Annotated in this window: 25 protein-coding genes; 20 read left to right on the top strand and 5 right to left on the bottom strand. The window is 69.9% G+C overall.

Annotation, left to right across the window (positions count from 1 at the left end):
* Nucleotides 1–5: 5 nt before the first annotated feature.
* Together D4740_RS04350 and D4740_RS04345 are read left to right on the top strand one after the other, a co-directional pair.
* Nucleotides 6–1,193 (top strand): AAA family ATPase, encoded by a 1,188-nt coding sequence (locus D4740_RS04350; RefSeq protein WP_119835726.1) that lies wholly within the window; start codon nt 6–8, stop codon nt 1,191–1,193.
* Nucleotides 1,190–1,780 (top strand): DUF4276 family protein, encoded by a 591-nt coding sequence (locus D4740_RS04345; protein ID WP_119835725.1) that lies wholly within the window; start codon nt 1,190–1,192, stop codon nt 1,778–1,780. Before D4740_RS04350 ends, D4740_RS04345 begins: the two co-directional genes overlap by 4 nt.
* A gap of 147 nt (nt 1,781–1,927) precedes the next feature.
* Here the strand turns inward: D4740_RS04345 and D4740_RS04340 are convergent, their stop codons facing one another.
* From D4740_RS04340 to D4740_RS04325, 4 genes are all read right to left on the bottom strand, one after another.
* Nucleotides 1,928–2,584 (bottom strand): response regulator, encoded by a 657-nt coding sequence (locus D4740_RS04340; RefSeq protein WP_119835724.1) that lies wholly within the window; start codon nt 2,582–2,584, stop codon nt 1,928–1,930.
* Nucleotides 2,581–3,705, bottom strand: a complete 1,125-nt coding sequence (locus tag D4740_RS04335) for a sensor histidine kinase (RefSeq protein WP_119835723.1) — start codon at nt 3,703–3,705, stop codon at nt 2,581–2,583. The genes D4740_RS04340 and D4740_RS04335 overlap by 4 nt, the downstream gene beginning before the upstream one ends.
* A 173-nt stretch (nt 3,706–3,878) precedes the next feature.
* Nucleotides 3,879–4,748, bottom strand: coding sequence for a hypothetical protein (locus D4740_RS04330; protein WP_119835722.1), 870 nt, complete (start codon nt 4,746–4,748; stop codon nt 3,879–3,881).
* Entirely contained in the window at nt 4,748–5,740 is a 993-nt protein-coding gene (locus tag D4740_RS04325; RefSeq protein ID WP_119835721.1) for an ABC transporter ATP-binding protein, read from the bottom strand. The genes D4740_RS04330 and D4740_RS04325 overlap by 1 nt, the downstream gene beginning before the upstream one ends.
* Before the next feature lie 337 nt (nt 5,741–6,077).
* Between D4740_RS04325 and rpsP the strand changes: the two genes are divergently transcribed.
* The 13 genes from rpsP (at nt 6,078) to D4740_RS04260 (ending at nt 17,429) form a co-directional block, all read left to right on the top strand.
* On the top strand, nt 6,078–6,536 hold the full coding sequence (gene rpsP / locus D4740_RS04320) for a 30S ribosomal protein S16 (RefSeq protein WP_119835720.1): 459 nt from the start codon (nt 6,078–6,080) through the stop codon (nt 6,534–6,536).
* Between the two features lies 1 nt (nt 6,537).
* A complete protein-coding gene (locus D4740_RS04315) occupies nt 6,538–6,774 on the top strand; it encodes an RNA-binding protein (RefSeq protein ID WP_119835719.1) in 237 nt (78 codons plus the stop codon).
* Between the two features lie 148 nt (nt 6,775–6,922).
* Nucleotides 6,923–7,471 (top strand): ribosome maturation factor RimM, encoded by a 549-nt coding sequence (rimM, locus tag D4740_RS04310; RefSeq protein WP_119835718.1) that lies wholly within the window; start codon nt 6,923–6,925, stop codon nt 7,469–7,471.
* Complete coding sequence (gene trmD, locus D4740_RS04305) at nt 7,471–8,940, top strand: tRNA (guanosine(37)-N1)-methyltransferase TrmD (RefSeq protein ID WP_119835717.1); 1,470 nt, start codon at nt 7,471–7,473, stop codon at nt 8,938–8,940. Before rimM ends, trmD begins: the two co-directional genes overlap by 1 nt.
* Complete coding sequence (gene lepB, locus D4740_RS04300; RefSeq protein ID WP_243106948.1) at nt 8,937–10,085, top strand: signal peptidase I; 1,149 nt, start codon at nt 8,937–8,939, stop codon at nt 10,083–10,085. Before trmD ends, lepB (D4740_RS04300) begins: the two co-directional genes overlap by 4 nt.
* A 145-nt stretch (nt 10,086–10,230) precedes the next feature.
* Nucleotides 10,231–10,578, top strand: coding sequence for a 50S ribosomal protein L19 (rplS, locus tag D4740_RS04295; RefSeq protein WP_119835716.1), 348 nt, complete (start codon nt 10,231–10,233; stop codon nt 10,576–10,578).
* 83 nt (nt 10,579–10,661) lie between these two features.
* The gene (lepB, locus tag D4740_RS04290; protein WP_119835922.1) at nt 10,662–11,495 is read left to right on the top strand and encodes a signal peptidase I; all 834 of its coding nucleotides are present in this window, start codon (nt 10,662–10,664) and stop codon (nt 11,493–11,495) included.
* Nucleotides 11,492–12,307, top strand: a complete 816-nt coding sequence (locus D4740_RS04285) for a ribonuclease HII (RefSeq protein ID WP_119835715.1) — start codon at nt 11,492–11,494, stop codon at nt 12,305–12,307. The genes lepB (D4740_RS04290) and D4740_RS04285 overlap by 4 nt, the downstream gene beginning before the upstream one ends.
* Nucleotides 12,308–12,384: 77 nt before the next feature.
* Nucleotides 12,385–12,690 carry a DUF2469 domain-containing protein gene (locus D4740_RS04280; protein WP_119835714.1) on the top strand — a complete coding sequence of 102 codons (306 nt, stop codon included), beginning with the start codon at nt 12,385–12,387 and terminating at the stop codon, nt 12,688–12,690.
* 283 nt (nt 12,691–12,973) lie between these two features.
* Entirely contained in the window at nt 12,974–13,384 is a 411-nt protein-coding gene (locus D4740_RS04275) for a YraN family protein (protein ID WP_259390659.1), read from the top strand.
* Nucleotides 13,381–14,958 (top strand): YifB family Mg chelatase-like AAA ATPase, encoded by a 1,578-nt coding sequence (locus D4740_RS04270; protein ID WP_119835713.1) that lies wholly within the window; start codon nt 13,381–13,383, stop codon nt 14,956–14,958. The genes D4740_RS04275 and D4740_RS04270 overlap by 4 nt, the downstream gene beginning before the upstream one ends.
* Nucleotides 14,955–16,223 (top strand): DNA-processing protein DprA, encoded by a 1,269-nt coding sequence (gene dprA / locus D4740_RS04265; protein WP_119835712.1) that lies wholly within the window; start codon nt 14,955–14,957, stop codon nt 16,221–16,223. The genes D4740_RS04270 and dprA overlap by 4 nt, the downstream gene beginning before the upstream one ends.
* A 303-nt stretch (nt 16,224–16,526) precedes the next feature.
* The gene (locus D4740_RS04260) at nt 16,527–17,429 is read left to right on the top strand and encodes a tyrosine recombinase XerC (RefSeq protein WP_119835920.1); all 903 of its coding nucleotides are present in this window, start codon (nt 16,527–16,529) and stop codon (nt 17,427–17,429) included.
* A 47-nt stretch (nt 17,430–17,476) separates the two neighbouring features.
* Here D4740_RS04260 and D4740_RS04255 read toward each other — a convergent pair whose 3' ends face one another.
* Nucleotides 17,477–18,049: a M23 family metallopeptidase gene (locus D4740_RS04255; RefSeq protein ID WP_259390658.1), complete on the bottom strand. Its 573-nt coding sequence runs from the start codon at nt 18,047–18,049 to the stop codon at nt 17,477–17,479.
* Between the two features lie 622 nt (nt 18,050–18,671).
* Between D4740_RS04255 and rpsB the strand changes: the two genes are divergently transcribed.
* From rpsB to D4740_RS04230, 5 genes are all read left to right on the top strand, one after another.
* A complete protein-coding gene (gene rpsB / locus D4740_RS04250; protein ID WP_119835710.1) occupies nt 18,672–19,583 on the top strand; it encodes a 30S ribosomal protein S2 in 912 nt (303 codons plus the stop codon).
* 95 nt (nt 19,584–19,678) lie between these two features.
* Nucleotides 19,679–20,518, top strand: a complete 840-nt coding sequence (gene tsf / locus D4740_RS04245; protein ID WP_119835709.1) for a translation elongation factor Ts — start codon at nt 19,679–19,681, stop codon at nt 20,516–20,518.
* Between the two features lie 230 nt (nt 20,519–20,748).
* Nucleotides 20,749–21,501: a UMP kinase gene (gene pyrH, locus D4740_RS04240; protein WP_119835708.1), complete on the top strand. Its 753-nt coding sequence runs from the start codon at nt 20,749–20,751 to the stop codon at nt 21,499–21,501.
* A gap of 72 nt (nt 21,502–21,573) precedes the next feature.
* Nucleotides 21,574–22,131, top strand: coding sequence for a ribosome recycling factor (gene frr, locus D4740_RS04235; protein WP_119835707.1), 558 nt, complete (start codon nt 21,574–21,576; stop codon nt 22,129–22,131).
* Nucleotides 22,132–22,274: 143 nt separating this feature from the next.
* Nucleotides 22,275–23,204 carry a phosphatidate cytidylyltransferase gene (locus D4740_RS04230; protein WP_119835919.1) on the top strand — a complete coding sequence of 310 codons (930 nt, stop codon included), beginning with the start codon at nt 22,275–22,277 and terminating at the stop codon, nt 23,202–23,204.
* Nucleotides 23,205–23,222 lie beyond the last annotated feature (18 nt).

Genomic DNA, 23,222 nt, shown 5'->3' with positions numbered 1-23,222 from the left:
GGCACATGACCGGCTCCACGTTCTCCAGGTTCAGGCTGAGTCGCCTGAGGTTAAGGAACTACCGCAGTATCCGCTCGTGCAACCTTGAGCTGGGACAAGTCACCATGCTGGTGGGCCCCAACGGGTCTGGCAAGTCGAACGTGCTGGACTCGCTGAGGCTCGTCCGGCAGGCCCTCGGCGAGACCCTTGACAACGCTCTCAGGGACCGTGGCGGAGTCAAGGAGGTCCGGAGACGCTCGACCGGCCGCCCCACCAGCTTCACGGTCACGATCGACTTCCTGGAGTCCGCAGGTGGTGCGGAGGGGACCTACGAACTTCAGGTCGGGGCGGTATCCGGTGGCGGGTTCCGTGTGGCAAAGGAGTCCTGCACCATCACCTCGACGGAGCCCGGCGGTGGGAGGCACTACTATGAGATCCGGGGTGGAGAGGTGGTCTCGACCTCGGAGGACCGCCTCCCGCGCCTGTCTGCCGACAGGCTGGCTCTGGTCTCCCTGTCGGGCATTGAGGTCTTCCGGCCTGTGTACGACGGGCTGTCCGCCATGGAGGTGTTCAGCCCGTCCCCTGAGGCCATGCGGCGACCTGTCGCACCTGATCCAGGTGATCTGCTGCGACGTGACGGCTCGAACATCGCCTCCGTCATTGAGCGCCTTGATCGTGCAAGACCGGAGGTCAAGCGCAGGATCGAGGACTACCTGCACTCGATCGTCCCGGGTGTCGAGTCGGTGCGACGCCTCGCGGTCGCGCGCTGGGAGACCCTGGAGTTCCAGCAGAGGGTACAGGGTGCGTCGGCCCCATGGTCCTTCCAGGCGACGTCGGTGAGCGACGGGACGCTGCGCGCACTGGGTGTGCTGGTGGCCCTCTTCGCCGGAACCGGCACCACCCTGTCCGCCGTGGGGGTGGAGGAGCCCGAGACAGCGCTGCACCCTGCCGCAGCCGGGGTGCTTCTTGACGCGATCCGTGACGCCTCTGAGCGGCGGCAGGTCCTGCTCACTACTCACAGCCCGGACCTTCTTGACTCCGCGTCGATCCGCCCTGACGAGCTCCTTGCGGTCAGGTCGGTCGAGGGTACCACCGAGGTCAGCCGACCCGACGAGGCCTCTCGTATGGCTCTCAAGGAGTCGCTGTTCACTGCCGGTGAGCTTCTGCGTGCTGACCAGCTCCATCCCGAGGTGCGTGAGGTGGTCGCCTCATGACTCCCTGTGTGGGAGCCGTGGTTGAGGGGCATGGTGAGGTCAGTGCCCTCCCTGTGCTCATCCGCCGTATCGCCGAGGAGCATGGTCATTACGGTGTGAGGACCACCCAGCCACACCGGCTGCCTCGAGCCGAGATGACGGGCAGCAAGGTGGCGAAAGCGGTGCGCATGCAGCGGCTGAGAGCCGGTCAGGGTGGTGTCGTCGTCGTCTTGTGCGACGCCGATGACGACGATCCGCAGAAAGTTCGGCGCCTGACCTTAGAGGCCTTGGGCGGGATTCAGACGGTTGTCGCTGTGGCGGTGCGGGAGTACGAGGCGTGGTTCCTGGCTGCCGCCGAGTCGCTTCGTTCTCATACCGCCGTTCGTGACGACGCCAGCTTCGACGGCGACCCGGAGCGTCCTCGTGACGCGAAGGGACGCCTTGAGCAGATCATGACCGAGTCCTACAAGGAGACGCTCCACCAGGTCCGCTTCACAGGAGTGATGAGTCTGGAGGCCGCGCGGGGCCGCAGCCCGTCCTTCGCGGCGTTCGAACACGACCTGCTGGTGGCTTTGGGTGGCAGGGACGGCAGTGCGGATAGGGCATGACGGCGGGCACACGGTGATCCTGGATACTCCTAGGTGTAGGAACCTCTGCGGCGCCTGAGGAGACCGGTTGCAGCGGTGCTGTTGGTGGAGGTTTGTAGGTGGAGGTTTGACGGTCTCGGCTCATTCGGCCGCCCACAGCCACCCGTGTCACAGCCAGCCGTTGGTCTCGGCGGCGCGGGCTGCCTCGGTGCGGTTGCGGGCGTGCGTCTTGGCGATGGCGCTGGAGAGGTAGTTGCGCACGGTGCCTTGGCCAAGGTGGAGCGCCACGGCTATCTCCCGGGCGTCGGCGCCCCTCGCGGCCAGACGCAGCACCGCCCGCTCCCTGTCAGTCAGCGGGTTGGGACCCAGCAGTACCGACTCCTGGGCCAGGGCCGGGTCAATGACCCGCAGGCCCGCGTGGACCCGGCGCACCGCCTCAGCCAGATCCCCGGGAGGAGTGTCCTTGACCAGGAAGCCGCTGGCCCCGGCCTCCAGCGCGCGGGAGAGGTAGCCCGGTCGTCCGAAGGTGGTGACGATGAGGCTGCGGCAGGCCAGTCCCGAGGCGGTCAGTGCCGCGGTGGCTGCCAGGCCGTCCATGTCCGGCATGTCGATGTCAATGAGGGCGACATTGGCACGCTGGTCCCGGACGGCACCGACGACCTCCCTGCCCGTGCCCACCTGGGCCACCACGGCGATGTCCTTCTCCAGGCCCAGCAGTGTGGCCAGGGCGCCGCGCACCAGCGCCTGGTCGTCGGCGACAAGAAGGCGGATGGTATGGGCGCAGGGCGGGGTGGGGGAGGGCACGGAGCCTACGACGACGCTCATAGTCGCACCTCCAGGCAGGTGCCTGGGCGCCCGCCCGCGGCCACGGCTGTCCCGCGGTCCGGGGTGGCGACGCTGGCTGGGGCCGGGCTGGTCAGCACCAGACGGCCACCGGCGGCTTCGACGCGCCGGTGCAGTCCCAGCAGGCCGTTGCCCATGGGTGCCCCTCCTAGGCCCTGGCCGTCGTCGGTTACCCGGACCAGTCCTGGTGCCAGCTGGATGCTCACACGTGTTGCCCGTGCGTGGCGCAGGATGTTGGTCGTGGCCTCACGCAGGGTCCAGGCCACCAGCTCGCGCTGGGGCAGGGGCACTGACGAGGCACTGCCTGACACCGCGACGGTAAGATCTGCCGCGGCAAAAGCGGACCGGGATGACGCCAGCTGGCTGGCTAGGTCGGGCGTGCGCAGGCGCGACACAGTCGTGCGCACGTCGGCCAGTGCCGCGCGTGAGAGCTCAATGACCTGGGCCAGCTCGCGCTCGGCCGCCTGCGGGTCGTGGGCCAGCAGGCGGTGGGCGACCTCCGCCTTGAGGGTCAGAAGGGTCAGGGAGTGGCCGAGGATGTCATGGACGTCACGACTGATCTCCTCGCGCTCCGTGGCGGCAGCCAGGTGGCGATCGGCCTGCGCCTGGCGCCTTGAGGACTCCATGGACAGGCGTGACAGGATGATGATGACTCCCCCCGCGCAGCAGCCGAGGGCCATCCAGCGGGCGTAGGGAGAGGGTGCCCAGGTCAGAATGGCAGCGTCAAGGACACCTATGGCCACCATTACCAGACATATCCCGGGCAGCATTGGCACCAGTGGCGAGATATACAGCAGGAAGGCGCAGAAGAAGGGGAAGAGGTAGGCGGCTAGCCATCCCGTGGCCGCCGTGGTCAGGCCCGTGAACACCATCAGGAGCACCAGCCGGGACAGGGCAGGACCCCGCAGGGCCGACCAGCCGGGGCTGGCCAAGCCGGGCTGATCGGCACTCCTGGTGTCGACCATGAGGAAGGTGGCCCAGGTGTAGGTGAGGGTGAAGCCGATGATCCCGGCTGAGCCCGCCACGCGCCGCCAGGGCTCGACGTGCCCGGTGTGCAGCAGGATGAGGGGAAGGGCCAGGAAGCCGACCCAGACCACCGCCATCCAGTTGACCTTACGGAGGCTACTGACCCATCGGTGCCGTAAGGGCTGTGGCAAGGCTGGCACGGGAGGCCGCGGCACAGGCCGTTCGGTCGCCTCTGCGGTGCTCAGCCACTCTGATGCGGTGTTGATGGCAGTGTCACGCCCCTCGTTGCCGTGACCTGTAGTGGACCCTGTCACCGGCGCACCGTCATCCGGTGCCGGGCCAGGGCCACCAGCGCGGCGAAGATCAGTGTCCACCCCACCAGGTTAACGACCGGGATCCACAGGGGGTCCTGGAAGGACGGGGCGTCGGTGGCATAGACCCACCCGTGGGTCAGGGGCCAGCGGGCAAGTGCCGTGGGTCCGTACATCGGGGTGAGGCGCCCGATGCTCAGCAGCGTCTCACTGAGCGGCATGAACGTGTTGCCGAGAAAGCCGAAGAGGCTGACCAACGAGGTGGCGATCCCCACTGAGGCCTGGGGCGGCAGCCAGAGCCCGACGGCCAGGCCCCACAGGACGAAGGGGAGCGCACTGACCAGGCACAGGAGCGGCCCCAGCACCCAGACCCGGGCCGGCGCCTGCGCGGTGGTCAGGGCACCGGCTGCCATCACCACGCCCACCGGGACGGCTGCCGATGCCGCCGTCGCGAGAACCTTGACCTGGGCGTAGCCCACTAGGCCTCGGGGGGTGAGAGCCATCTGCCGTCCCCAGCCCTCGTTGAGCTCGACGGCGGCCGCGGAGGCGGTGCTGGCGGCGCTCAGACAGGAGCTGAAGCCCGCCATGGCCAGCATGATCGTGGCTGAGATGTAGTCCCCGTCCGCGCCGCTGGTGGCCTGGCCGGACACGATACCGCTGAAGACAAGGAACATGACCAGGGGAAAGGCGATGACGAAGAACAGGTTGGCCGGGTGGCGCAGGGTACGCAGTGTCTCCAGCAGTATGTAGGTGAGCAGGGGACGTACCCTGCCTATCCGGGGGGCGGCCGTGCCTGCCCCAGCGGGAGCGGCCCGCGCAGTGGTGTTGGAGGTAGTGCTGGAGGTGGTGCTGGAGGTGGGGGAGGGCATCAGCTGTCCTTTGCTGCTGAGGGCGCCGGGCTTGTGCCTGAGGAGGTCAGTGAGGTGAAGACCTCGTCGAGGCTGGTGGCGGTGACGCCCAGGTTCCGGGCCGGAGTGTCCGTCAGGAGCCAGCGGGCGAGGCCGTCGGGGTCAGTGGTGCGGATCTCCACGTGCGTACCGCGTACCACGGTGCGCAGAACCGTGGAGGACACGGGGCACCAGGCCAGGGCGGTGCTCAGGACGTGCTCGCTGGCGCCGGGCCAGGAGGCGGTGACGGTGGCCCCTGTGCCCAAGCCACGTACGTCGTCGACGCTTCCGTCGGCCACCACCCTGCCCTGGGCGATGATGACCACGCGGTCGGCGAAGGAGGAGGCCTCCTCCAGGTAGTGGGTGGCAAAGAGGACGGTGCGCCCCCGCCTGGTCTGGGAGCGCATGGTCTCCCAGAAGGTGATACGTGCCGCGACGTCCATCCCGGCCGTCGGCTCGTCCATGACGAGCACCTCCGGGTCGGGCATGAGGGCCAGGGCCAGGCGCAGCCGCTGACGCTCGCCGCCCGAGCAGCGGCTGACCCGCCTGCGCAGCACCTCAGACAACCCGGTGAGGGCCGCAAGGTCGTCCAGGTCCACCCGCCCGCTGCCCATGGAGGCCACCGCCCGCAGGGTCTCGGCCACGGTGAGGTCGCCGAGAAGACCCCCGTCCTGGAGGACGGCCCCGACGGCGCCGTCACGCACCGCCGCAGCCGGTGACCTGCCCAGGACGCGAGCCCTCCCCTCGTCGGGACTCGACAGCCCCAGGATCATGTCCAAGGTGGTGGACTTTCCTGCCCCGTTGGGTCCCAGGAAGGCAACGACCTCACCGGGGGTGACCGTGAGGTCCAGGCCGCTGACGGCGGTCAGTCGCCCAAAGCTCTTGCGCAGGCCCGTGGCCTCGACGGCAGGGGTCCGGGCAGGTCGCGGGACGGTCGGGGCCGGGCTGTGCGTGCCAGGCTGCGAGATGCTCATGGTGCCAGCATGTGCTCGTGGCCGACCTGCCGGTGCTGAGCCCTGTCACCGCCTGGGCATGACAGGTGTCATGCCTGCCGTGCGGCACGCGTGGCACCACGACGGTGTCGTGCCGCAGCCACGAGTGTGTGGGCGATCTCGCACGAGGAGAGAGTGGCTCGTGGTCCCGCACGGTGGCGTCTGTCGGCGCCGCTCTGGCAGAATTTCCGGCTGTACTCGGCTTCAGGTCGGCCCTCTCCCGCCTCCAGCCGCGTCATCGGCCCGTACCGGAGCCTGTTGCCAGCCCCCACCGGGAGCCGGCACGGACCACCTCATCCAGGACCAGGAGTTCAACCAAGTGGCAGTCAAGATTCGCCTCAAGCGCATGGGCAAGAAGTTCGCTCCCTTCTACCGGGTCGTCGTCCTCGACGCCCGCAAGAAGCGCGACGGCCGCGTCATTGAGGAGGTCGGTCTCTACGACCCGACGCAGGAGCCCTCGCTGATTCGTATCGACTCCGAGCGTGTGCAGTACTGGCTCGGCGTGGGCGCCCAGCCGACAGACGCTGTCTTCAAGCTGCTCAAGATCACCGGTGACTACCAGAAGTTCAAGGGTCTGCCCGGGGCGGAGGGCCGTCTCAAGGTCAAGGACGCTGACGCTGCCGCCACAGCCAGGGCTGCCGCCGTCAAGGCCGCGGCTGACGACGCGGAGAAGCGCAAGGCTGACGCGGCCCAGGCCAAGGCGCAGCAGGAGGCGGCCGGGGACGACTCGGCGGCCGACCAGCCTGCCGAGGGCGCAGCACCTGCTGAGGAGTCCTGAGATGCTAGCCGAGGCGCTTGAGCACCTCGTGCGCGGCATCGTCGACAACCCTGACGACGTGACCGTCACCTCCAGGTCCCTGCGCCGCGGGGACCTGCTGGAGGTGCGGGTCAACCCTGAGGACCTCGGCCGGGTCATCGGCCGTTCCGGCCGTACTGCCCGGGCGCTACGCACGGTCGTGGGAGCGCTGGCCGATGCCCCGGTACGCGTTGACGTGGTCGACACCGATCGGCGCTGAGCAGACCTGTGCGACGCGGCGCACGAGGCGCCTCCTCGTTCCACCGTTGTTACTGTGGTGCCCGGCCCCACCAGGGCCGGGCACCACTGCGTCCGTAGACCACGGTAGGTTTAGCACCGACCGTTACCACGACCAGGCAGGAGACCAGGTGCTGCTTACCGTCGCCGTCATCGGGGCCGCTCACGCCCTCAGGGGCGAGGTCCGCCTTGACATCCGCACTGACGACCCCCAGGGGCGCCTGGCCCCGGGGACTGTGCTGCCCACGGATCCCGTGCAGGTGGGGCCGCTGACGGTCACCCGGCTGCGCCGTGACGGCAGGAGGTGGCTGGCGGCCTTCGAGCAGGCCCCCGACCGCACGTCGGCACAGGCGCTGCGCGGCGTCCGCCTGCTGGTGGACACCGATCAGGAGCCGGACCGCGGGCAGGGTGGTTCCGGGCACAGCGAGGAGGGCTGGTACCGTCACCAGCTGGTAGGGCTGAGGGCGCGCCGTGTCGACGGGACCCACCTTGGCGAGGTTGTCGACCTGGAGCGCGGTGTCGCCCAGGACCGCCTGGTGGTGCGCACCCCGGAGGGCTCCCAGGTCTCCGTTCCGTTCGTCGAGGCTCTTGTCCCGGTGGTGGATACCGCCTCCGCCGTGGTCGTCCTGGACCCGCCAGGAGGTCTGTTCCCCGAGGAGGGCGGGACGGAGGCGCAGTGATGAGGTTCGACGTGGTGACAATATTTCCCGACTACCTGCGGGCGCTGGACCTCTCGCTGGTCGGCAGGGCCGTCGCCACAGGCACCCTGGAGGTGCACGTGCACGACCTGCGCCGCTGGGCCCACGACCGGCACCGCACGGTGGACGGTACCCCGGCTGGTGGCGGAGCGGGTATGGTCATGCGCCCTGACGTCTGGGGCAAGGCGCTCGACGAGGTCATGGGCCTGGACGGTACGGGCTCGTCCACGGACGGTGCCGACCCGGCCCCGGGACGTCGGGTGCTGGTGGTCCCCACCCCGTCGGGGGAGCTCTTCACCCAGCGCACCGCCGAGGACCTGGCCTCGGCGGCCACCATCACCTTCGCCTGCGGGCGCTACGAGGGCATTGACGCCCGGGTGGCGCAGCACTACCGGGCGCGTGGCGTCGAGGTCCGTGAGCTGAGCATCGGGGACTACGTCCTGAGCGGCGGAGAGGTTGCGGCACTGGTGGTTATCGAGGCTGTGGCCCGGCTCGTTCCCGGTGTCCTGGGCAACCCGGACTCGGTGGTGGAGGAGTCCCACGGGGCTGACGGGCTCCTGGAGCACCCCGCCTACACCCGTCCCCTCTCCTGGCGGGGCCTGGAGGTTGACCCGGTACTCGTCTCGGGGGACCACGCCCGTGTGCGTCGTCTCCGCAGGGACCAGTCGATTGCCCGCACGGCGCAGCGGCGCCCGGACCTGGTCGCGGTGCTAGGGGCCTCCGCCCTCGACGGCGCCGACCGTGCGGCCCTGGCCGCCCACGGGTGGGTGGTGCCGCAGGGGGCTGACCACCCGGTGCGGGCGCGGGTACGGCACGTCTGCCACGAGGACGTCGGGGCCGTGGCTGACCTGGCGGCACGGACCTTCCCGGACGCCTGCCCTCGGGAGATCACCTCGGACCAGGTTGCGGAGCATATCGCCACGAATCTGACACGCAGCCACTTTGCCTCCTGGGTGGAGGACCCCCGTGCCGAGCTGGTCCTGGCCGAGCTGGAGGACCAGCCGCAGGAGTGCCACCGTGTCGTCGGCTACGCCCTGGTCGTCGAGGAGCAGGCTGACCGGGACGGGAACGTGCCCGCAGGGCTGGATCCCCGGCCGAAGTGCGTCACGGCAGGTGAGGGCCGCAGGGTGGCCGAGCTGTCCAAGATCTATGTCGACTCCTCCATGCGGGGGTCTGGCCTGGCCCGGGCGCTGCTGGACCAGGTGCTGTACTGTGCCACCCAGCGGGGCGTGGACCTGGTGTGGCTGGGGACCAGCACCTCCAACAGACGGGCGCAGAGGGCCTACAGGCATGTCGGTTTCGCCCGGGTCGGCACCCGGACCTACGACGTCGGGGGACGCCTGTGCCGCGACGTCGTCATGGTCCGTGAGGCACCAGCCAGGACGGGCTCGGGGCCTCAGCCCGGGACAGGGCCGGGCGTGGCGTCGGCAGGGACGGGAGCACGGTCATGAGCGAGGCCATGTCGGCCAGTCGCGGCCGAGAGTACCCCAGCATCTCCGGGGGCAGGCAGGAGCAGGATGCGGGCACGACGCCGGGCGCTGTAGCGCAGGCGACGAGGGACACGATGAAGAATGTCACTGAGACCACGGAGGAGATAGGAGAAGACGCGGTGGAGGACGGCGTGGATGATGACGTGGACGGTAGCGTGGACGGTGCCGTGACGGACGCTGTGAGGCGCGTGGAGGCCACCAGCCGACGCCGCGACGGTGTGTCAGGTGCTCGCAGAGGGCGTGCAGGCGCAGGCGCCGACGAACCCACGCGCTCCGTCAGCGGCCTCGCCCTGGCGCTGCGGTGGGGCTCGACGCTGCTCTATGTCGGTGTCGCGGTGCTTCTGGTGGCGCTGTTCCGGACCTTCGTGCTCCAGTCCTTCATCATCCCCTCCGGCTCTATGGAGAACACCCTCTCCGAGGGGGACCGGGTGGTTGTCACCATGTATGACTCCCAGGACATTGAGCGCGGTGACATCGTGGTCTTCACCGACCCCGACGGCTGGCTGGAGGTCACCGAGCCCTCTGGGCTGCAGGGCGTCGTCCAGGACGTGCTGGTGGCGATCCGTATCCTTCCCCAGGACGCGGGGCACCACCTCATCAAGCGGGTGATCGGCATGCCTGGGGACCGGGTCGTCGCGGACGGTCAGGGGAGCCTGAGCGTCAACGGCGTCGAGGTCGACGAGCCCTACATCAAGCCCGGGCGCTCCGCCTCAGAGATCGCTTTCGACGTGACCGTGCCGCAGGGGTACGTCTGGGTCATGGGGGACAACCGCTCCAACTCGGCTGACTCCCGCCTCCACCGTGATGACACCCATGGGGGATTCGTCCCCCTGAGCAACGTCGTGGGTGTCGCCAAGGCGGTGGAGTGGCCGGTCACTCACTGGACAGGCCTGGGTGGGGGCAGGGAGGTGTTCCGCTCCGTCCCGGCTCCCCAGGCCTCGCCCCTGCCCGGGGGCCAGGCGCAGGGCCACCCTGTGCTGGCCGGGCCTGGGGCGGCGGTCGCAAGGAACGGCCTGTGGTACGACGAGCTGTGCTACTCGGGCGTGAACTCTGGCACGTCCCTACGGTCTTCCCGCCTGGCGGTCTCTAGCGTGTGGCACACTTAGGCACGCTCTCGTGCGCCGTAGCGCCTCTGCCGCTGGGGAGGCCTGCGCTCAGGCGGCTCGGGGCGTCGCAGACCGGTCGGCCTCGTGGGGGGTCGCACCGCTGAGGTAATCACTCGTGACCAGCGGCATGGGTGTGGAGGAAGCAATGAACCTGATCGACGAGATCGACGCCGCGTCCCTGCGCCGGGACATTCCCGACTTCCGTCCGGGTGACACCCTGAAGGTGCACGTCAAGGTGGTTGAGGGCACGCGGACACGTGTCCAGGTCTTCCAGGGCGTCGTCATCGCCCGGCAGGGAGGGGGAGTCTCCGAGACTTTCACCATCCGCAAGATCTCCTTCGGTGTGGGGGTGGAGCGCACCTTCCCCCTCCACACTCCCTCGATCGACAAGATCGAGGTCGTCACCCGTGGTCGCGTCCGTCGTGCCAAGCTCTACTACCTGCGCAACCTGCGCGGCAAGGCGGCCAAGATCAAGGAGCGTCGCGAGTCGTGACCTTCCTGGTGCCTTGGTAGGTGCCCCGGGACGTCTCCTGGGGCACCTACCACCAGGACCATGAGGTCAGCGGGGAGGGAGACGTGAGCCTGTCGCAGGACGCCGATCATGAGAGCCGGGACCAGCAGGCCAGCGAGGGAGGTGTCCAGCAACCGGGGGACGAGCCGCCCCTGCCGCCCTCTATCCCTCCGCGTCGCAGTCCCGCTCCTGTCATCGTCCCGGTGCGGCGGCGCTCCTCACGCGCGGTGGCCTGCCTGGGGCTCATCGTCACCGTCCTCCTGGTGACGGCCCTGTTCAAGACCTTTGTCCTCCAGACGTACACGATCCCCTCGGCGTCCATGGAGGACACCCTCAGTGTCGGGGACCAGGTGGCGGTGACCATGTATGACTCGGGACAGGTCGAGCGTGGTGACGTCATTGTCTTTACCGATCCGGGCGGGTGGCTCGACGTCACTGAGCCCACGGGCCTGCGCAGGGTCCTCCAGGAGGCGCTTGTCGCCCTGCGTCTGCTACCCCAGGACACGGGTCACCACCTCATCAAGCGTGTCATCGGCGTGGGCGGGGACCACGTCGTCTCCGACGGGCAAGGGGTACTGTCCGTTAACGGGACCGTCGTGGAGGAGACCTACCTCAGGGACGGCGAGCTGGCCTCACTGACCGCCTTCGACGTGACCGTGCCGGAGGGGTACGTCTGGGTCATGGGGGACAACCGCTCCAACTCGGCGGACTCCCGCTACCACCAGGACAAGGAGCACGCAGGCTTCGTGCCGCAGTCGAGTATCGTCGGTGTGGCCAGGTACGTCATCTGGCCGCTGGACCGCTGGGAGGTCCTTGACGAGGGGCGCACCGTCTTTGCTGACGTTCCTGGGCACTCCCGGTCTCCCCAGCCGACGGCTGCCTCCGGGGACGGCCAGTGACACCTGCTGCCAGGGACAGGCTGCGGCCTGACCGTTGCCTGGAGCGTGACCTGCTGGTGGACGCGGCCCTGGTGGGTGGCGTCGACGAGGTCGGCCGGGGCGCGCTGGCCGGTCCCGTCAGCGTCGGTGTGGCTATCGTCTCCCGGGAGACTCCTGATGCCTTCCCGCGGGGGCTGGCCGACTCCAAGCAGCTGAGTGCGCCCAGGCGCCGGGCGCTGGTCATGCCCTTGCGCCAGTGGTTGGAGGACTGGGCCGTGGCTCACGCCACCTCCGCTGAGATCGACGCCTACGGGATCACCGGTGCCCTGCACCTGGCGGGCCAGCGGGCGCTGGCGGAGGTCTCCGCCCGCGGGCACACCCCGGAGGCGCTCATCCTCGACGGGGTCTCGGACTGGCTGCGTCCTCAGGATCCCCAGAGCCTCCAGGCCTCTCTCGGGGCCACTACCGAGCCCCCCGACCTCCTCAGCGGGCTCAGGCCCGCTGCCCGCAGGGAGACTACTGACCTCCACAGCGCCTTCCACACGGACCTTCACACCGACCTCGACCAGGCTCGCGGGCCGGGCTGGCAGGCTCCGCGCGTGCACCTGCGGGCCAGGGCTGACGCCACCTGCGCCGTCGTCGCGGCAGCCAGCGTCCTGGCCAAGGTGGAACGCGACTCGGTGATGACACAGCTGGAGGACCCCGGATACGGCTGGGCCTCGAACAAGGGCTACGCCTCGGCAGCCCACGTGGAGGCACTGGGCAGGCTGGGGGCCAGCGAGCACCACCGCCGCAGCTGGCGCCTGCCAGGGCTGAGCGGTCCCCGGACCTGACCCGGGGCGGGCACCCTTGGACCGACTCGCCCGGCTGACCACGCCCGCTGTGCCCGCCGGTCGTGCATGATGGCCTGGTGAGCGCCGACGACCTTGAGGCATATGAGAACGAGCTGGAGCTGGCCCTGTACCGGGAGTACCGCGACGTCGTCTCCCTGTTCTCCTACGTGGTGGAGACCGAGCGCCGCTTCTACCTGGCCAACGCTGTTGACGTCCAGGTCCGTGGCAACGGCGGTGAGGTCTTCTTCGAGCTGGCCCTGGAGGACGCCTGGGTGTGGGACATCTACCGTGCCTCCCGCTTTGTCAAGTCCGTCCACGTCGTCACTTTCAAAGATGTCAACGTCGAGGAACTGACTAAGCTGGAGATGGACATCCCCTCCTGAGGCTGCTGGGACAGCCTGGTGACAGGCTCCGCCCCCGCTGCCTGAGCCTGCCTGGTCACCACAGGTGCCTGTGCGGGACCGCAGTCCACAAGGCGCCGGGCTCCCCTGCACCTGCTGCCTCCGCCGTGGGCCATGCTCAGGGCACTCAGGGAGGGAGGATGCCGTCGTGGAGGCACACACTACTGTCCGTCGTCTGCAGGAGAGGTCGGGGGGACAAGGAGAGCAGGGCACGGTACCGGTTTCGCAGCCCAGCATTGGTCGCAGTGCCGGCCACAGTGCCGAGGTGGGCCGCCGTGGTGAGGACCTGGTCGCCCGCTACCTGGAGGACGCCGGGTGGCAGGTGCTGGAGCGCAACTGGCGGCCGACGACCAGCAGGCGCGGTGAGCTCGACGTCATCGCGCTCGATCCGGGGACGGGAGCGGGACGGGAGCAGGCCGCCCAGGGAGGCAGCGACACCGCCCGACAGCGGCCGGTCCTGGTCGTCATCGAGGTCAAGACCCGGACCTCCCTGAGCCGCGGCTGTCCGGCCGAGGCCGTGGGGGCCAGGAAGATCGCCAGGATACGCAGCCTGGCAGCGCTGTGGGCTGCCACTCATCGTGTTGTCCACGGCGGGACACGCATTGACGTGGTATCTGTCCTGCTACGTTCCCGACAGCCTGCGGTCCTACGTCACCACCGGGGGGTGGTACTGTGACAGGTCTGGCCAGGACGCTGGCAGTGACCCTGACCGGGCTCAGCGGGCACCTGGTAGAGGTTGAGGCCCACGCGACCCAGGGACTGCCGGGCTTCACCCTGGTCGGGCTGCCCGACACCGCGGTCAGGGAGTCCCGGGAGCGTGTCAGGGCGGCTCTGAGCACCTGCGGCCTGGCCTGGGGGGAGCAGCGGCTGACGCTCAGTCTCTCCCCGGCGGACCTGCCCAAGTCGGGCAGCAGCCTGGACCTGGCCCTGGCCCTGGCGGTCCTGGGAGCCCGTGGGCGGCTCACCAGCGACGCCTCGGAGATGCTGAGCCGCACGGTCTATATCGGCGAGCTCGGCCTGGACGGGACGGTGCACCCGGTGCGTGGGGTGCTTCCCGCCGTGCATGCCGCCGTGGAGTCCGGTGCGCAGGAGGTTGTCGTGGCTCAGGCGGCCGCTGCCGAGGCCAGGCTGGTCCCGGGAGCCCGGGTCGTGGCCGTGGACCATCTCGGTGAGATGATCCAGCGCTACGGAGGAGTGCTGCCAGCGGGGGCAGCCCACCTGGTGAGCAGCTCGGTCGAGCACGCCTTCCGCCGGTCTGGGGCACCTGCGACCCCCTCGCCTGCCCGGCAGCCGGACCTGGCTGACATCATCGGGCAGGAGGAGGCGCGCCACGCCCTTGAGGTCGCTGCGGCGGGCGGGCACCACCTGCTGCTGACCGGCCCACCGGGCACTGGCAAAACGATGCTGGCCGAGCGCCTCCCCACGATCCTGCCGCCACTGCGACAGGAGGACGCGGTCACCGTCACCTCGATCCACTCCGTGGCTGGTGTGTTCAGCCCGGAGTCAGGTCTCATGAGTGACCCGCCTCTGCGCGCCCCGCACCACTCGGCGACACGGGCGGCGATGGTCGGTGGGGGCACAGGCATGCCCCGCCCCGGCGAGATCTCACTAGCGCACCGGGGCGTCCTCTTCCTGGACGAGGCCCCCGAGTTCAGCCCCGGCGTGCTGGACAGCCTGCGTCAGCCCCTGGAGTCGGGAACCGTCACCATCGACCGTGTCGGTGGCCGGGCCTCCTTCCCCGCGAGCTTCCAGCTGGTCCTGGCGGCCAACCCCTGCCCCTGCGGCAGGGGAGGCGGCAGGGGGCTGGAGTGCACCTGCACCTCCCTCCAGCGCCGCCGCTACCTCTCCCGCCTGTCCGGCCCCCTGCTGGACCGGGTGGACATCCAGGTGGAGGTCGCTGCCCACAGCGCGGCAGAGATAGCCGCCGCCAGGACAGGGGAGTCCAGCGTCCTCGTGGCCCGACGTGTGCTCCGGGCGCGTCAGCGTGCGGCCCGCCGCCTGGCAGGCACCCCGTGGCAGGTCAGCGCGGAGGTGCCGGGGTCCTACCTGCGTGGTCCCGAGGGTGGTCTGAGCCCGGAGGTGTCACGAGGACTCATGCGGGTGATGGACCGTGGGGACCTCTCCCTGCGCGGGGTGGACCGGGTCCTGCGCCTGGCGTGGACCCTGGCCGACCTCGACCGGGCTGACACGCCCTCCCCGAAGCACCTGGGGACCGCGCTGGCCCTGCGTACCCGGGGAGCGCGACCGTGACCTCCCGGACCTCCCGGCCGCCCCGGCTGCTTCCCTACGACGTGAGCGATACCAGGCTGGCCCGGGCTACCTGGTCCCGCCTGGCTGAGCCTGCCGATCCCGCTGCCGCCCGCCTGGTGGGAGCCTTGGGGCCCAGTCGGGCGTTGGGATGGCTGCTTGAGGAGGCGCTGACCAGGGATGGGCAGGTGCGCACGGCCGCGCCCCCGCCCCTGCCCGCTCCCGGTGATCCGGGGGAGGCGGGGGTCAGGTGGGCGCAGGCGGCGACGCGGTGGGCGCCCAGGCTCCAGGGCCTGGACATACGACGTGAGCTGGACGTCCTGGAGCGCCTGGGCGGGCACCTGGTCCTTCCGGGGCAGCGGTGGTGGCCAGGGGGGCTGGACGACTTGGAACAGCCACCGTTCTGCCTGTGGGTACGCGGGGACCCTGCTGTCATGGTCGGTGGCACCCCTCCGGAAGCAGACTGTCCGGAAGGCCCGGGTGCTGTCGCAGTGGTCGGGGCTCGCGCCGCGACACCCTACGGGGAGCAGGTCGCCTCCGACCTGGCTGCCGGGCTGGCTCGTCGAGGCGTCGTCGTTGTCTCCGGCGGGGCCTTCGGGATCGATGCCGCCTCCCACCGGGGCGCGCTGCGCTGCGGCACCACCCTGTCCGTCAGTGCCGGGGGAGTGGATCGGTTCTACCCGCAGGGTCAGGCCAACCTGCTGCGGGCGGTTATCGACCGCGGGGCACTCGTGGCTGAGGTCCCCCCGGGGTGCGCGCCGGCACGGCACCGCTTCCTCACCCGTAACCGGCTGATCGCCGCGACGTCCCAGGCCACGGTGGTTATCGAGGCAGCCTGGCGCTCCGGGGCGCTGTCTACGGCCCACCGCGCCCAGGAGCTGGGACGGCCTGTCGGTGCCGTTCCCGGGCCGGTCACCTCTATGACCTCGGTCGGGTGCCACCGGCTCCTGCGCAATGGTGCCGTGTGCGTGACCGACACCGATGACGTCCTGGAGCTGGTGTGCCCGCTGGGGACGGTGGACGCCGACGGGCTCAAGGAGGCTGAGCACTCCCTGGGCAGCAGTCGGCTGCTGGACGGCCTCGACCATGCCAGCGCTGTGGTCCTCGACTCGCTGCCTGCCCGCTCCTCGGCCTCCACCGAGGCGGTTGTGCGTGCCTGCGGGCTCTCACCCCGTGAGACCACGGCGGCGCTGGGGATCCTGGAGCTGGCCGGACGAGTGGAGCGGGTCGGTAGCCGGTGGCGACGACGCCGGTCGGCGCGTGCCTGACGGTGTCTGCCGCGGTCCGCTGCGTGCCAGCCGTGCCCAGGGGGCTCGGCTGGTGCCAAGGGCAGTGAACCGTGAGTGCCAGGAGGCGGCGTGTCGCGGGGCTCCTGGTTGGCGCGCCCTGGGAGTCTATGGGCTCCGTGGTCCTAGCCTGGGCCCGTGTCCGTCCCTGCATCCAGACCTGCGCCCGGCTCTCTGCCCAGTGCTGCTCCCCAGGGGCGCGGTACACCGTCGGGGAGCACGGGGGAGCGTCGCGAGGCTCCAGGTGACCCGGGGCGCTCCCCAGGCTCATTCACACGTGGCAGCCTGGTTGCGGGGTGGCTGCGCCACCTGAGCCTCCAGCGAGGCCTCTCCGAGCACACCGTGCGAGCCTACGCCGCCGACCTGCGCGACCTCCTCGGCTTCCTCGGCGTAGGACCCGGGGATGAGGAGCCGGTCGGGCCGGTGCTGGCCAGCCTGGGCCTGACTGACCTGCGCGCCTGGCTGGCGGAGCAGGCCGCCTCGGGTCGCTCGCGGGCGACGCTGGCCCGGCGGGCGGCGGCGGCCAGAGCCTTCTCGTCGTGGGCGCACGGGCTGGGCCTGATCCCCGCTGACGCGGCCGCCCGGCTGCGCTCCCCACGGCCCGACAACCGCCTCCCCGGTGTCCTGACCACGCAGCAGGCCGGTCGCTTGCTTGCGACCGCAGCCGAGCTTGCCTGTCAGGAGGACCCTCTGGCCGTGCGGGACCTGGCGCTGGTCGAGACCCTCTACGCCACCGGGGTGCGGGTCTCAGAGCTCTGCGGTCTGGACGCTGCTGACCTTGACCGCAGCGCCCGCACGCTGAGAGTGCTGGGAAAGGGAGACAAGGAGCGGGTCGTCCCCTACGGCGTCCCCGCCGCGCGCGCCCTGGACCGGTGGCTGGGCACCCGCCCGCAGCTAGCGGGCACGGATGCTGGCCAGGCGCTCTTCCTGGGGGCACGCGGGCGTCGTATCGACCCTCGGGTCGTGCGGCAGGTGGTCCACCGCCTGTGCGCGGCAGCCCAGGTCCCCGACCTCGGCCCCCACGGCCTGCGGCACTCCGCAGCCACCCACGTCCTGTCCGGCGGCGCGGACCTGCGCAGCGTCCAGGAGATCCTGGGGCACTCCTCCCTGGCGACCACCCAGCGCTACACGCACGTCTCCGCCGAACGCCTGCGCGCTGTCTACGAGCAGGCCTTCCCCCGGGCCTGACCCGGCTGCCCGCCGGGGCTGCCAGGCCCGCTGGAGCAGTGGTCGGCTCAGTCTGCGCCTACCGGCTTGAGCCGGATGACGGCGGGCTGCACCAGCCGCAACGGGTTGACATAGCTCGTAGGACCGGTACGTGCACCCCAGTGCAGGGCGTCCCTCCCGTCGGTGCGGTGGCCTGCCACGAGGGTGCCCAGCATCTGTCCCCGGGTGACAGCCTGGCCTGCGCTGACCACCGGTTCCACCGGCTCGTAGGTGGTGCGTATTCCGTCAAGGTGGTCTACGGAGACCACCGGCCGGTCGACGACCACCCCGGAGAAGGCCACGGTGCCGTCGGCGGCGGCCAGGACGGGGGACCCGGCGGGAGCCCCAAGGTCGACCCCGCGGTGCCCGGCCCCCCACACGAGTGCCGGAGGGTCGAAGGGCTGCAGGACGGCTGCCGCCTCCCCGGTGGGCCACCCGTAGCGGGTCCCCGGCTGCGGCGGCACCTCCTCAGAGGGGACAGCGGCTGGCGGCACGGCCCAGGCGCGTGGGGAGTCCCCTGCTCCCGGTGCGGCGGCGAGCAGGAGAGGGGCGGTGGCGGCCAGGAGGACCGCGATGCCTGCCCGCAGCGGCCAAGGAAGCACCCTTGTCCCTGTAGCGGTCCTTGTAGCGGTCCTTGTAGCGGTCCTTGTAGCGGTCCTTGTGTCGGTCCTTGCGGTGCCGGTAGCAGGGCTGGCAGTGCCGGGAGCCTGGTTGGCAGGGGCAGCGGTACCGGGTGGAGTTCCAGGGGGAAGGAGTCTCATGGATGCAGGGTGGGAGGTGGCGTCGCCTTCGGGCCATGTCGGTATCACCGGCCTGTGGCAGCAGCCTGCTTGACCCTCCCTGTGGTGACCGGGACGACGACGGCTCATCCCTGCTCGGCTGCTGGGTGGAGCCTGCCCTGTGGTAGCCTCTGCTCCGCAGCATCCTGCGGATCGTTCCGGCGGCTCGGAGGAGCTGACTTCGCGTGCCCGCACCCGAGGTACCCTGAGGTACTCGGGACGTCCCTTCCGGACGACGCAGCCGTGGTCCCGCACCGTGAGGAGCGGGTGGCTGCGCGTCGCGGGCACCAGGCCCTGTGGCTGCCTTCCGGGGGGAGACCCCTGCGAGGCGGCTGACGGGGGTGAACCCAAGGTACAAGCCGGGACCCCGCTGGCCTCAGCATCAGGGTCCCCTGAACGACACGTGCGTCGAGCAACCTCTCGGCCCACACACGGAAGGACCTTCATGGCCGTCGTCACAATGCGTCAGCTCCTTGAGAGCGGTGTTCACTTCGGGCACCAGACCCGCCGCTGGAACCCCAAGATGAAGCGCTTCATCCTCACCGAGCGCAACGGTATCTACATCATCGACCTCCAGCAGTCCATCGAGGGCATCAACACCGCCTACGACTTCATCAAGGAGACCGTCGCCCGTGGCGGCAACATCCTGTTCGTCGGCACCAAGAAGCAGGCCCAGGCCGCCGTTGCCGAGCAGGCCCAGCGCGTGGGCATGCCCTATGTCAGCCAGCGATGGCTGGGCGGCATGCTGACCAACTTCTCCACCGTGCGCACCCGCCTGGACCGTATGCGTGAGCTCGAGCAGGTCGACTTCGACGACGTGGCCGGGTCCGGCCGCACCAAGAAGGAGCTGCTCATGATGCGCCGGGAGAAGGACAAGCTCCAGCGCACGCTGGGTGGTATCCGCGACATGAGCAGGCTGCCTGCAGCCGTGTGGGTCGTTGACACCAAGAAGGAGCATCTGGCCATCTCCGAGGCCCAGAAGCTGGGGATTCCCGTCATCGCCATCCTTGACACCAACTGTGATCCGGATGAGGCTACCTACGGCATCCCGGGCAACGACGACGCTATCCGCGCCGTCTCCCTCCTGACGCGTGTCGTGGCTGACGCCGCTGCGGAGGGGCTGCTGGCTCGGTCCGCGGGTCGCGGACGCAGCGGGGCACAGGCGCAGCCTGATCCCGTGGACGCCGAGCCGCTGCCGGAGTGGGAGGCCGAGCTGCTTGCCGGCGCGGAGGCCGCCTCGAGCGGGGCGGCTGCCGAGCCTGCCGGGGGCGCTGGGGCTGCCCAGGAGCAGGTGGCCCAGGACGCCGGGGACGCGGCCCAGGCGCCGGTGCAGGCAGAGGTTCCCGAGCAGGCCTGAGCCTGCGGCTGCCAGCCGTGTCGCGCAGTCATGCTCGCAGGCTGCGCAGCGCGGTGCTGGCGTGACTGAGACACGAGACACTTCAGGAGATATCTATGGCGAACTACACCACTGCTGACATCAAGGCTCTGCGTGAGAGGACCGGGGCGGGGATGATGGACGTCAAGAAGGCCCTCGACGAGGCTGACGGTGACGCTGAGAAGGCTGTTGAGATCATCCGGGTCAAGGGACTCAAGGGGATCGCCAAGCGCGAGGGGCGGGCGGCCTCCGCCGGGCTGGTGGTGGCCACGGTGGCTGACGACGGCCAGGGGCAGGTCGGTGTGCTGGTCGAGATCAACGCGGAGACGGACTTCGTGGCCAAGAACCAGAAGTTCCTCGACTTCGCTGACCAGGTCCTGGCTGCGGCTGTGGACTCCGGTGCCCAGGACGCTGAGGCCCTGGCCGAGGTCGAGGTGGACGGCACCTCCGTCAAGGACCTGACCGACGGCATGCAGGCGGTGATTGGCGAGAAGATCGTGGTGCGCCGCCTCGCCCGCCTCAGCGCCCCCGCGGTGGAGCTCTACCTGCACCGCACCAGCCCTGACCTTCCCGCCCAGGTCGGTGTCCTGGTCGGGACCGATGCCAAGGCCGCCGAGGTGGCTCACGACGTTGCCATGCACGTGGCCGCCTACGCCCCGGACTACCTTACCCGCGAGGACGTCCCGGCCGAGGTGGTGGACAAGGAGCGGGCTATCGCCGAGGAGACCACCCGGGCTGAGGGCAAGCCTGACAAGGCGATCCCCAGGATCGTCGAGGGGCGTCTGGGAGGCTTCTTCAAGGAGCACGTCCTACTGGAGCAGGCCTACGCCAAGGACCCCAAGGCCACCGTAGGCAAGATTGTCGAGGCCTCTGGCGGGAAGCTGACCGGCTTCGTCCGCTTCCGGGTCGGAGCCTGAGCCGTGTGGCCGTGGGGTGGCAGCGGGTCCCGCCGGGACCCGCTGCCACCCCACGGCTCCTCCTGCGAGGAGTTGTGCCCGCCCTGCTGCCTGCCGCAGCGTGTCTTGGCTTGTCACGGTCCCCGGCTGCCAGCCGCGCAGCGGCGTGCGGGTGGTGGCGCACGTCTCCGGAGAGGGTAGTCTGTGGCGGACGTCTGACACAACGGAACAACAGCTCAGGAGGCACCGGCATGAGTGAGTCCCCGGCCCGTGACGACCGCGTCGCCCACACCAGGCACCCGAGGCGGGTCCTGCTCAAGCTCTCCGGCGAGGTATTCGGGGGTGGGGAGGTCGGGCTGGACCCTGATGTCGTGTCCGCTGCTGCTCAGCAGATCGCCGCAGCGGTGGGCCAGGGGGTGCAGGTCTCCGTCGTCGTCGGGGGAGGCAACTTCTTCCGCGGCGCCGAGCTGTCCGCCCACGGCATGGACCGTGCCCGCGCCGACTACATGGGAATGCTCGGCACCGTGATGAATGCCCTGGCGCTGCAGGACTTTATCGAGAAGGCCGGGGTCCCCGCACGGGTCCAGACTGCGATAGCCATGGGCCAGGTCGCTGAGAGCTACGTGCCTCTGCGGGCTATCCGGCACATGGAGAAGGGGCGCGTGGTGGTCTTTGGGGCCGGGGCCGGGCTTCCCTACTTCTCCACCGACACCGTCTCTGCCCAGCGCGCCCTGGAGACTCACTGCGACGAGCTGCTCGTGGGCAAGAACGGGGTGGACGGTGTCTACACCGCCGACCCCCGCAAGGACGCCTCTGCCGTCCTGCTGGAGCACCTGACCTACGAGCGGGCGCTGGCCGACGGTCTCCAGGTGGTGGATGCCGCCGCCTTCTCCTTGTGCCGGGACAACAGGCTCACGATGAGGGTCTTCGGGATGGGAGAGCCTGGCAACATCTCCCGGGCAGTCCTGGGTGAGAAGATCGGTACCCTTGTCAGTCCAGGCTGACCGGGTACCGACCTGCCCTGCCGCCGTAAGAACCCCCACCAAGTTACGCTACCACCACCGGAGGGAAGCACCATGATTGACGACGTCATGCTTGATGCCGAGGACAGGATGGACAAGGCTCTTGAGGCTGCCAGGAGCGGTCTGGCCTCCATCCGTACCGGCCGGGCCAACCCCTCCATGTTCCACGGCATCATGGTCGACTACTACGGGGCTCCCACTCCTCTCCAGCAGTTGGCCTCCCTGACGATCCCAGAGGCGCGTACCGTGCTCATCACTCCCTTTGACCGTTCAGCGACGAAGAACATTGTCACCGCAGTGCGCGAGTCCGACCTGGGCGTCAACCCCACCGACGACGGTACCGTGATTCGGGTTACACTGCCGGCGCTCACGGAGGAGCGCCGTAGGGACTATGTCAAGTTGGCCCGCTCACGGGCAGAGGAGTCTCGTGTCCAGGTGCGCGGTATCCGGGGCCGGTCCAAGAAGGAGCTGGAGGCGATCAAGAAGGACGGCGAGGCCGGAGAGGACGAGGTCAAGCGGGCCGAGCAGGAGCTAGACGCCCTGACCCGGCGCTACGTGGAGCAGGTTGATGCGGCCTTGGCTGCCAAGGAGAGCGAGCTCTTGGACGTGTGAGCTCTTGGGCGAGCGTGCCCCTGGCTCGTCGGCAGTGCGACGTTGAGCTCGCCGTCGTGGCCAGGAGAGCCACGCCTGGACGGGAGGTGACTTTTCGTGACTGGAGGACTACTGATGACCTCAAGACGTGAGCCGTGGGTGTCGTGAGCACCCTGCTAACCCCGCCCCCCACACGTGACCGTGCCCCTCTTCCCGCGACGGGGCGTGCCGGACGCAACCTTCCTGCCGCTGTGGGCGTGGCGGTTGTCCTTGTTGTTCTAGTCGCGGGGTCGTTGCTGTTCTACAGGGAGCTGTTTGTCCTCCTGGCTGTGGTGGCCGTGTGCTCAGCGCTGTGGGAGATGGCAGGCGCGCTAGCCCGTAAGCGGATCCGCCTGCCGCTGGCCCCTCTGTGGCTGGGGACCCTGGGCACTGCCGTGTGCGCGTGGCAGGTGGGCGCCGAGGCAGCCTTTGGCGCCTACGTGGCTACCTCAGGGGCTTGTGTCCTGTGGTGCTTCATGGATCAGGCGGAGGCCGACACCGGTACGCCGCTGGAGGAGTCCGGCAACGCCGTGCCTCGCAGCGACCTCCACGACATGGTGCGCCGCTCCCGGTCCCGCTCTGCGGCGGCATCGGTGTTCGCCGCCACCTACCTGCCCTTCCTGGCCTCCTTCGCGGTGCTGGTGGCGGCGCAGGAGGAGGGGGCGCAGCGGGTGATGATGATGATCGCCCTGCCAGCCGCCAGCGACACCGGCGGCTGGCTGGTCGGCGTCCTGCTCGGCCGCCACCCCATGGCCCCCTCGGTGTCTCCCGGGAAGTCCTGGGAGGGGTTCATCGGCTCCCTGGCGGCCTCGGTCGCAGCGGGTGCGGGGATCCTGCACCTCCTGGACGGCCCTGTATGGGCGGGCGCGGTCCTGGGGGCGTGTGTCGTGGTGGTCTCGACCCTGGGAGACCTGGGGGAGTCGCTGCTCAAGCGTGACCTGGGTCTGAAGGACATGGGCACCCTCCTGCCCGGCCACGGGGGGATGATGGACCGCCTGGACTCGGTTCTCGTGGCCGCGCCCGTGGTCTACGTCTTCACCCTCGTGGTGTGGTAGGCGGCCCTGAGGCCGCCC

The sequence above is a fragment of the Actinomyces sp. 2119 genome, assembly GCF_003591215.1.
GTDB classification, from domain to species: domain Bacteria; phylum Actinomycetota; class Actinomycetes; order Actinomycetales; family Actinomycetaceae; genus Actinomyces; species Actinomyces lilanjuaniae.
The sequence above is the reverse complement of the archived record's forward strand: the minus strand, read 5'-3'. Positions and strand labels throughout refer to the sequence as shown.

What these genes read in the sequence shown, in the direction of transcription:
- D4740_RS04350 (WP_119835726.1), top strand. Translation starts at nt 6, where the DNA reads ATGACCGGCTCCACGTTCTCCAGGTTCAGGCTGAGTCGCCTGAGGTTA.
- D4740_RS04345 (WP_119835725.1), top strand. Translation starts at nt 1,190, where the DNA reads ATGACTCCCTGTGTGGGAGCCGTGGTTGAGGGGCATGGTGAGGTCAGT.
- D4740_RS04340 (WP_119835724.1), bottom strand. Translation starts at nt 2,584, where the DNA reads ATGAGCGTCGTCGTAGGCTCCGTGCCCTCCCCCACCCCGCCCTGCGCC.
- D4740_RS04335 (WP_119835723.1), bottom strand. Translation starts at nt 3,705, where the DNA reads ATGGCGGTGGTCTGGGTCGGCTTCCTGGCCCTTCCCCTCATCCTGCTG.
- D4740_RS04330 (WP_119835722.1), bottom strand. Translation starts at nt 4,748, where the DNA reads ATGCCCTCCCCCACCTCCAGCACCACCTCCAGCACTACCTCCAACACC.
- D4740_RS04325 (WP_119835721.1), bottom strand. Translation starts at nt 5,740, where the DNA reads ATGAGCATCTCGCAGCCTGGCACGCACAGCCCGGCCCCGACCGTCCCG.
- D4740_RS04315 (WP_119835719.1), top strand. Translation starts at nt 6,538, where the DNA reads ATGCTAGCCGAGGCGCTTGAGCACCTCGTGCGCGGCATCGTCGACAAC.
- trmD (WP_119835717.1), top strand. Translation starts at nt 7,471, where the DNA reads ATGAGGTTCGACGTGGTGACAATATTTCCCGACTACCTGCGGGCGCTG.
- lepB (WP_243106948.1), top strand. Translation starts at nt 8,937, where the DNA reads ATGAGCGAGGCCATGTCGGCCAGTCGCGGCCGAGAGTACCCCAGCATC.
- rplS (WP_119835716.1), top strand. Translation starts at nt 10,231, where the DNA reads ATGAACCTGATCGACGAGATCGACGCCGCGTCCCTGCGCCGGGACATT.
- rpsB (WP_119835710.1), top strand. Translation starts at nt 18,672, where the DNA reads ATGGCCGTCGTCACAATGCGTCAGCTCCTTGAGAGCGGTGTTCACTTC.
- tsf (WP_119835709.1), top strand. Translation starts at nt 19,679, where the DNA reads ATGGCGAACTACACCACTGCTGACATCAAGGCTCTGCGTGAGAGGACC.
- pyrH (WP_119835708.1), top strand. Translation starts at nt 20,749, where the DNA reads ATGAGTGAGTCCCCGGCCCGTGACGACCGCGTCGCCCACACCAGGCAC.
- frr (WP_119835707.1), top strand. Translation starts at nt 21,574, where the DNA reads ATGATTGACGACGTCATGCTTGATGCCGAGGACAGGATGGACAAGGCT.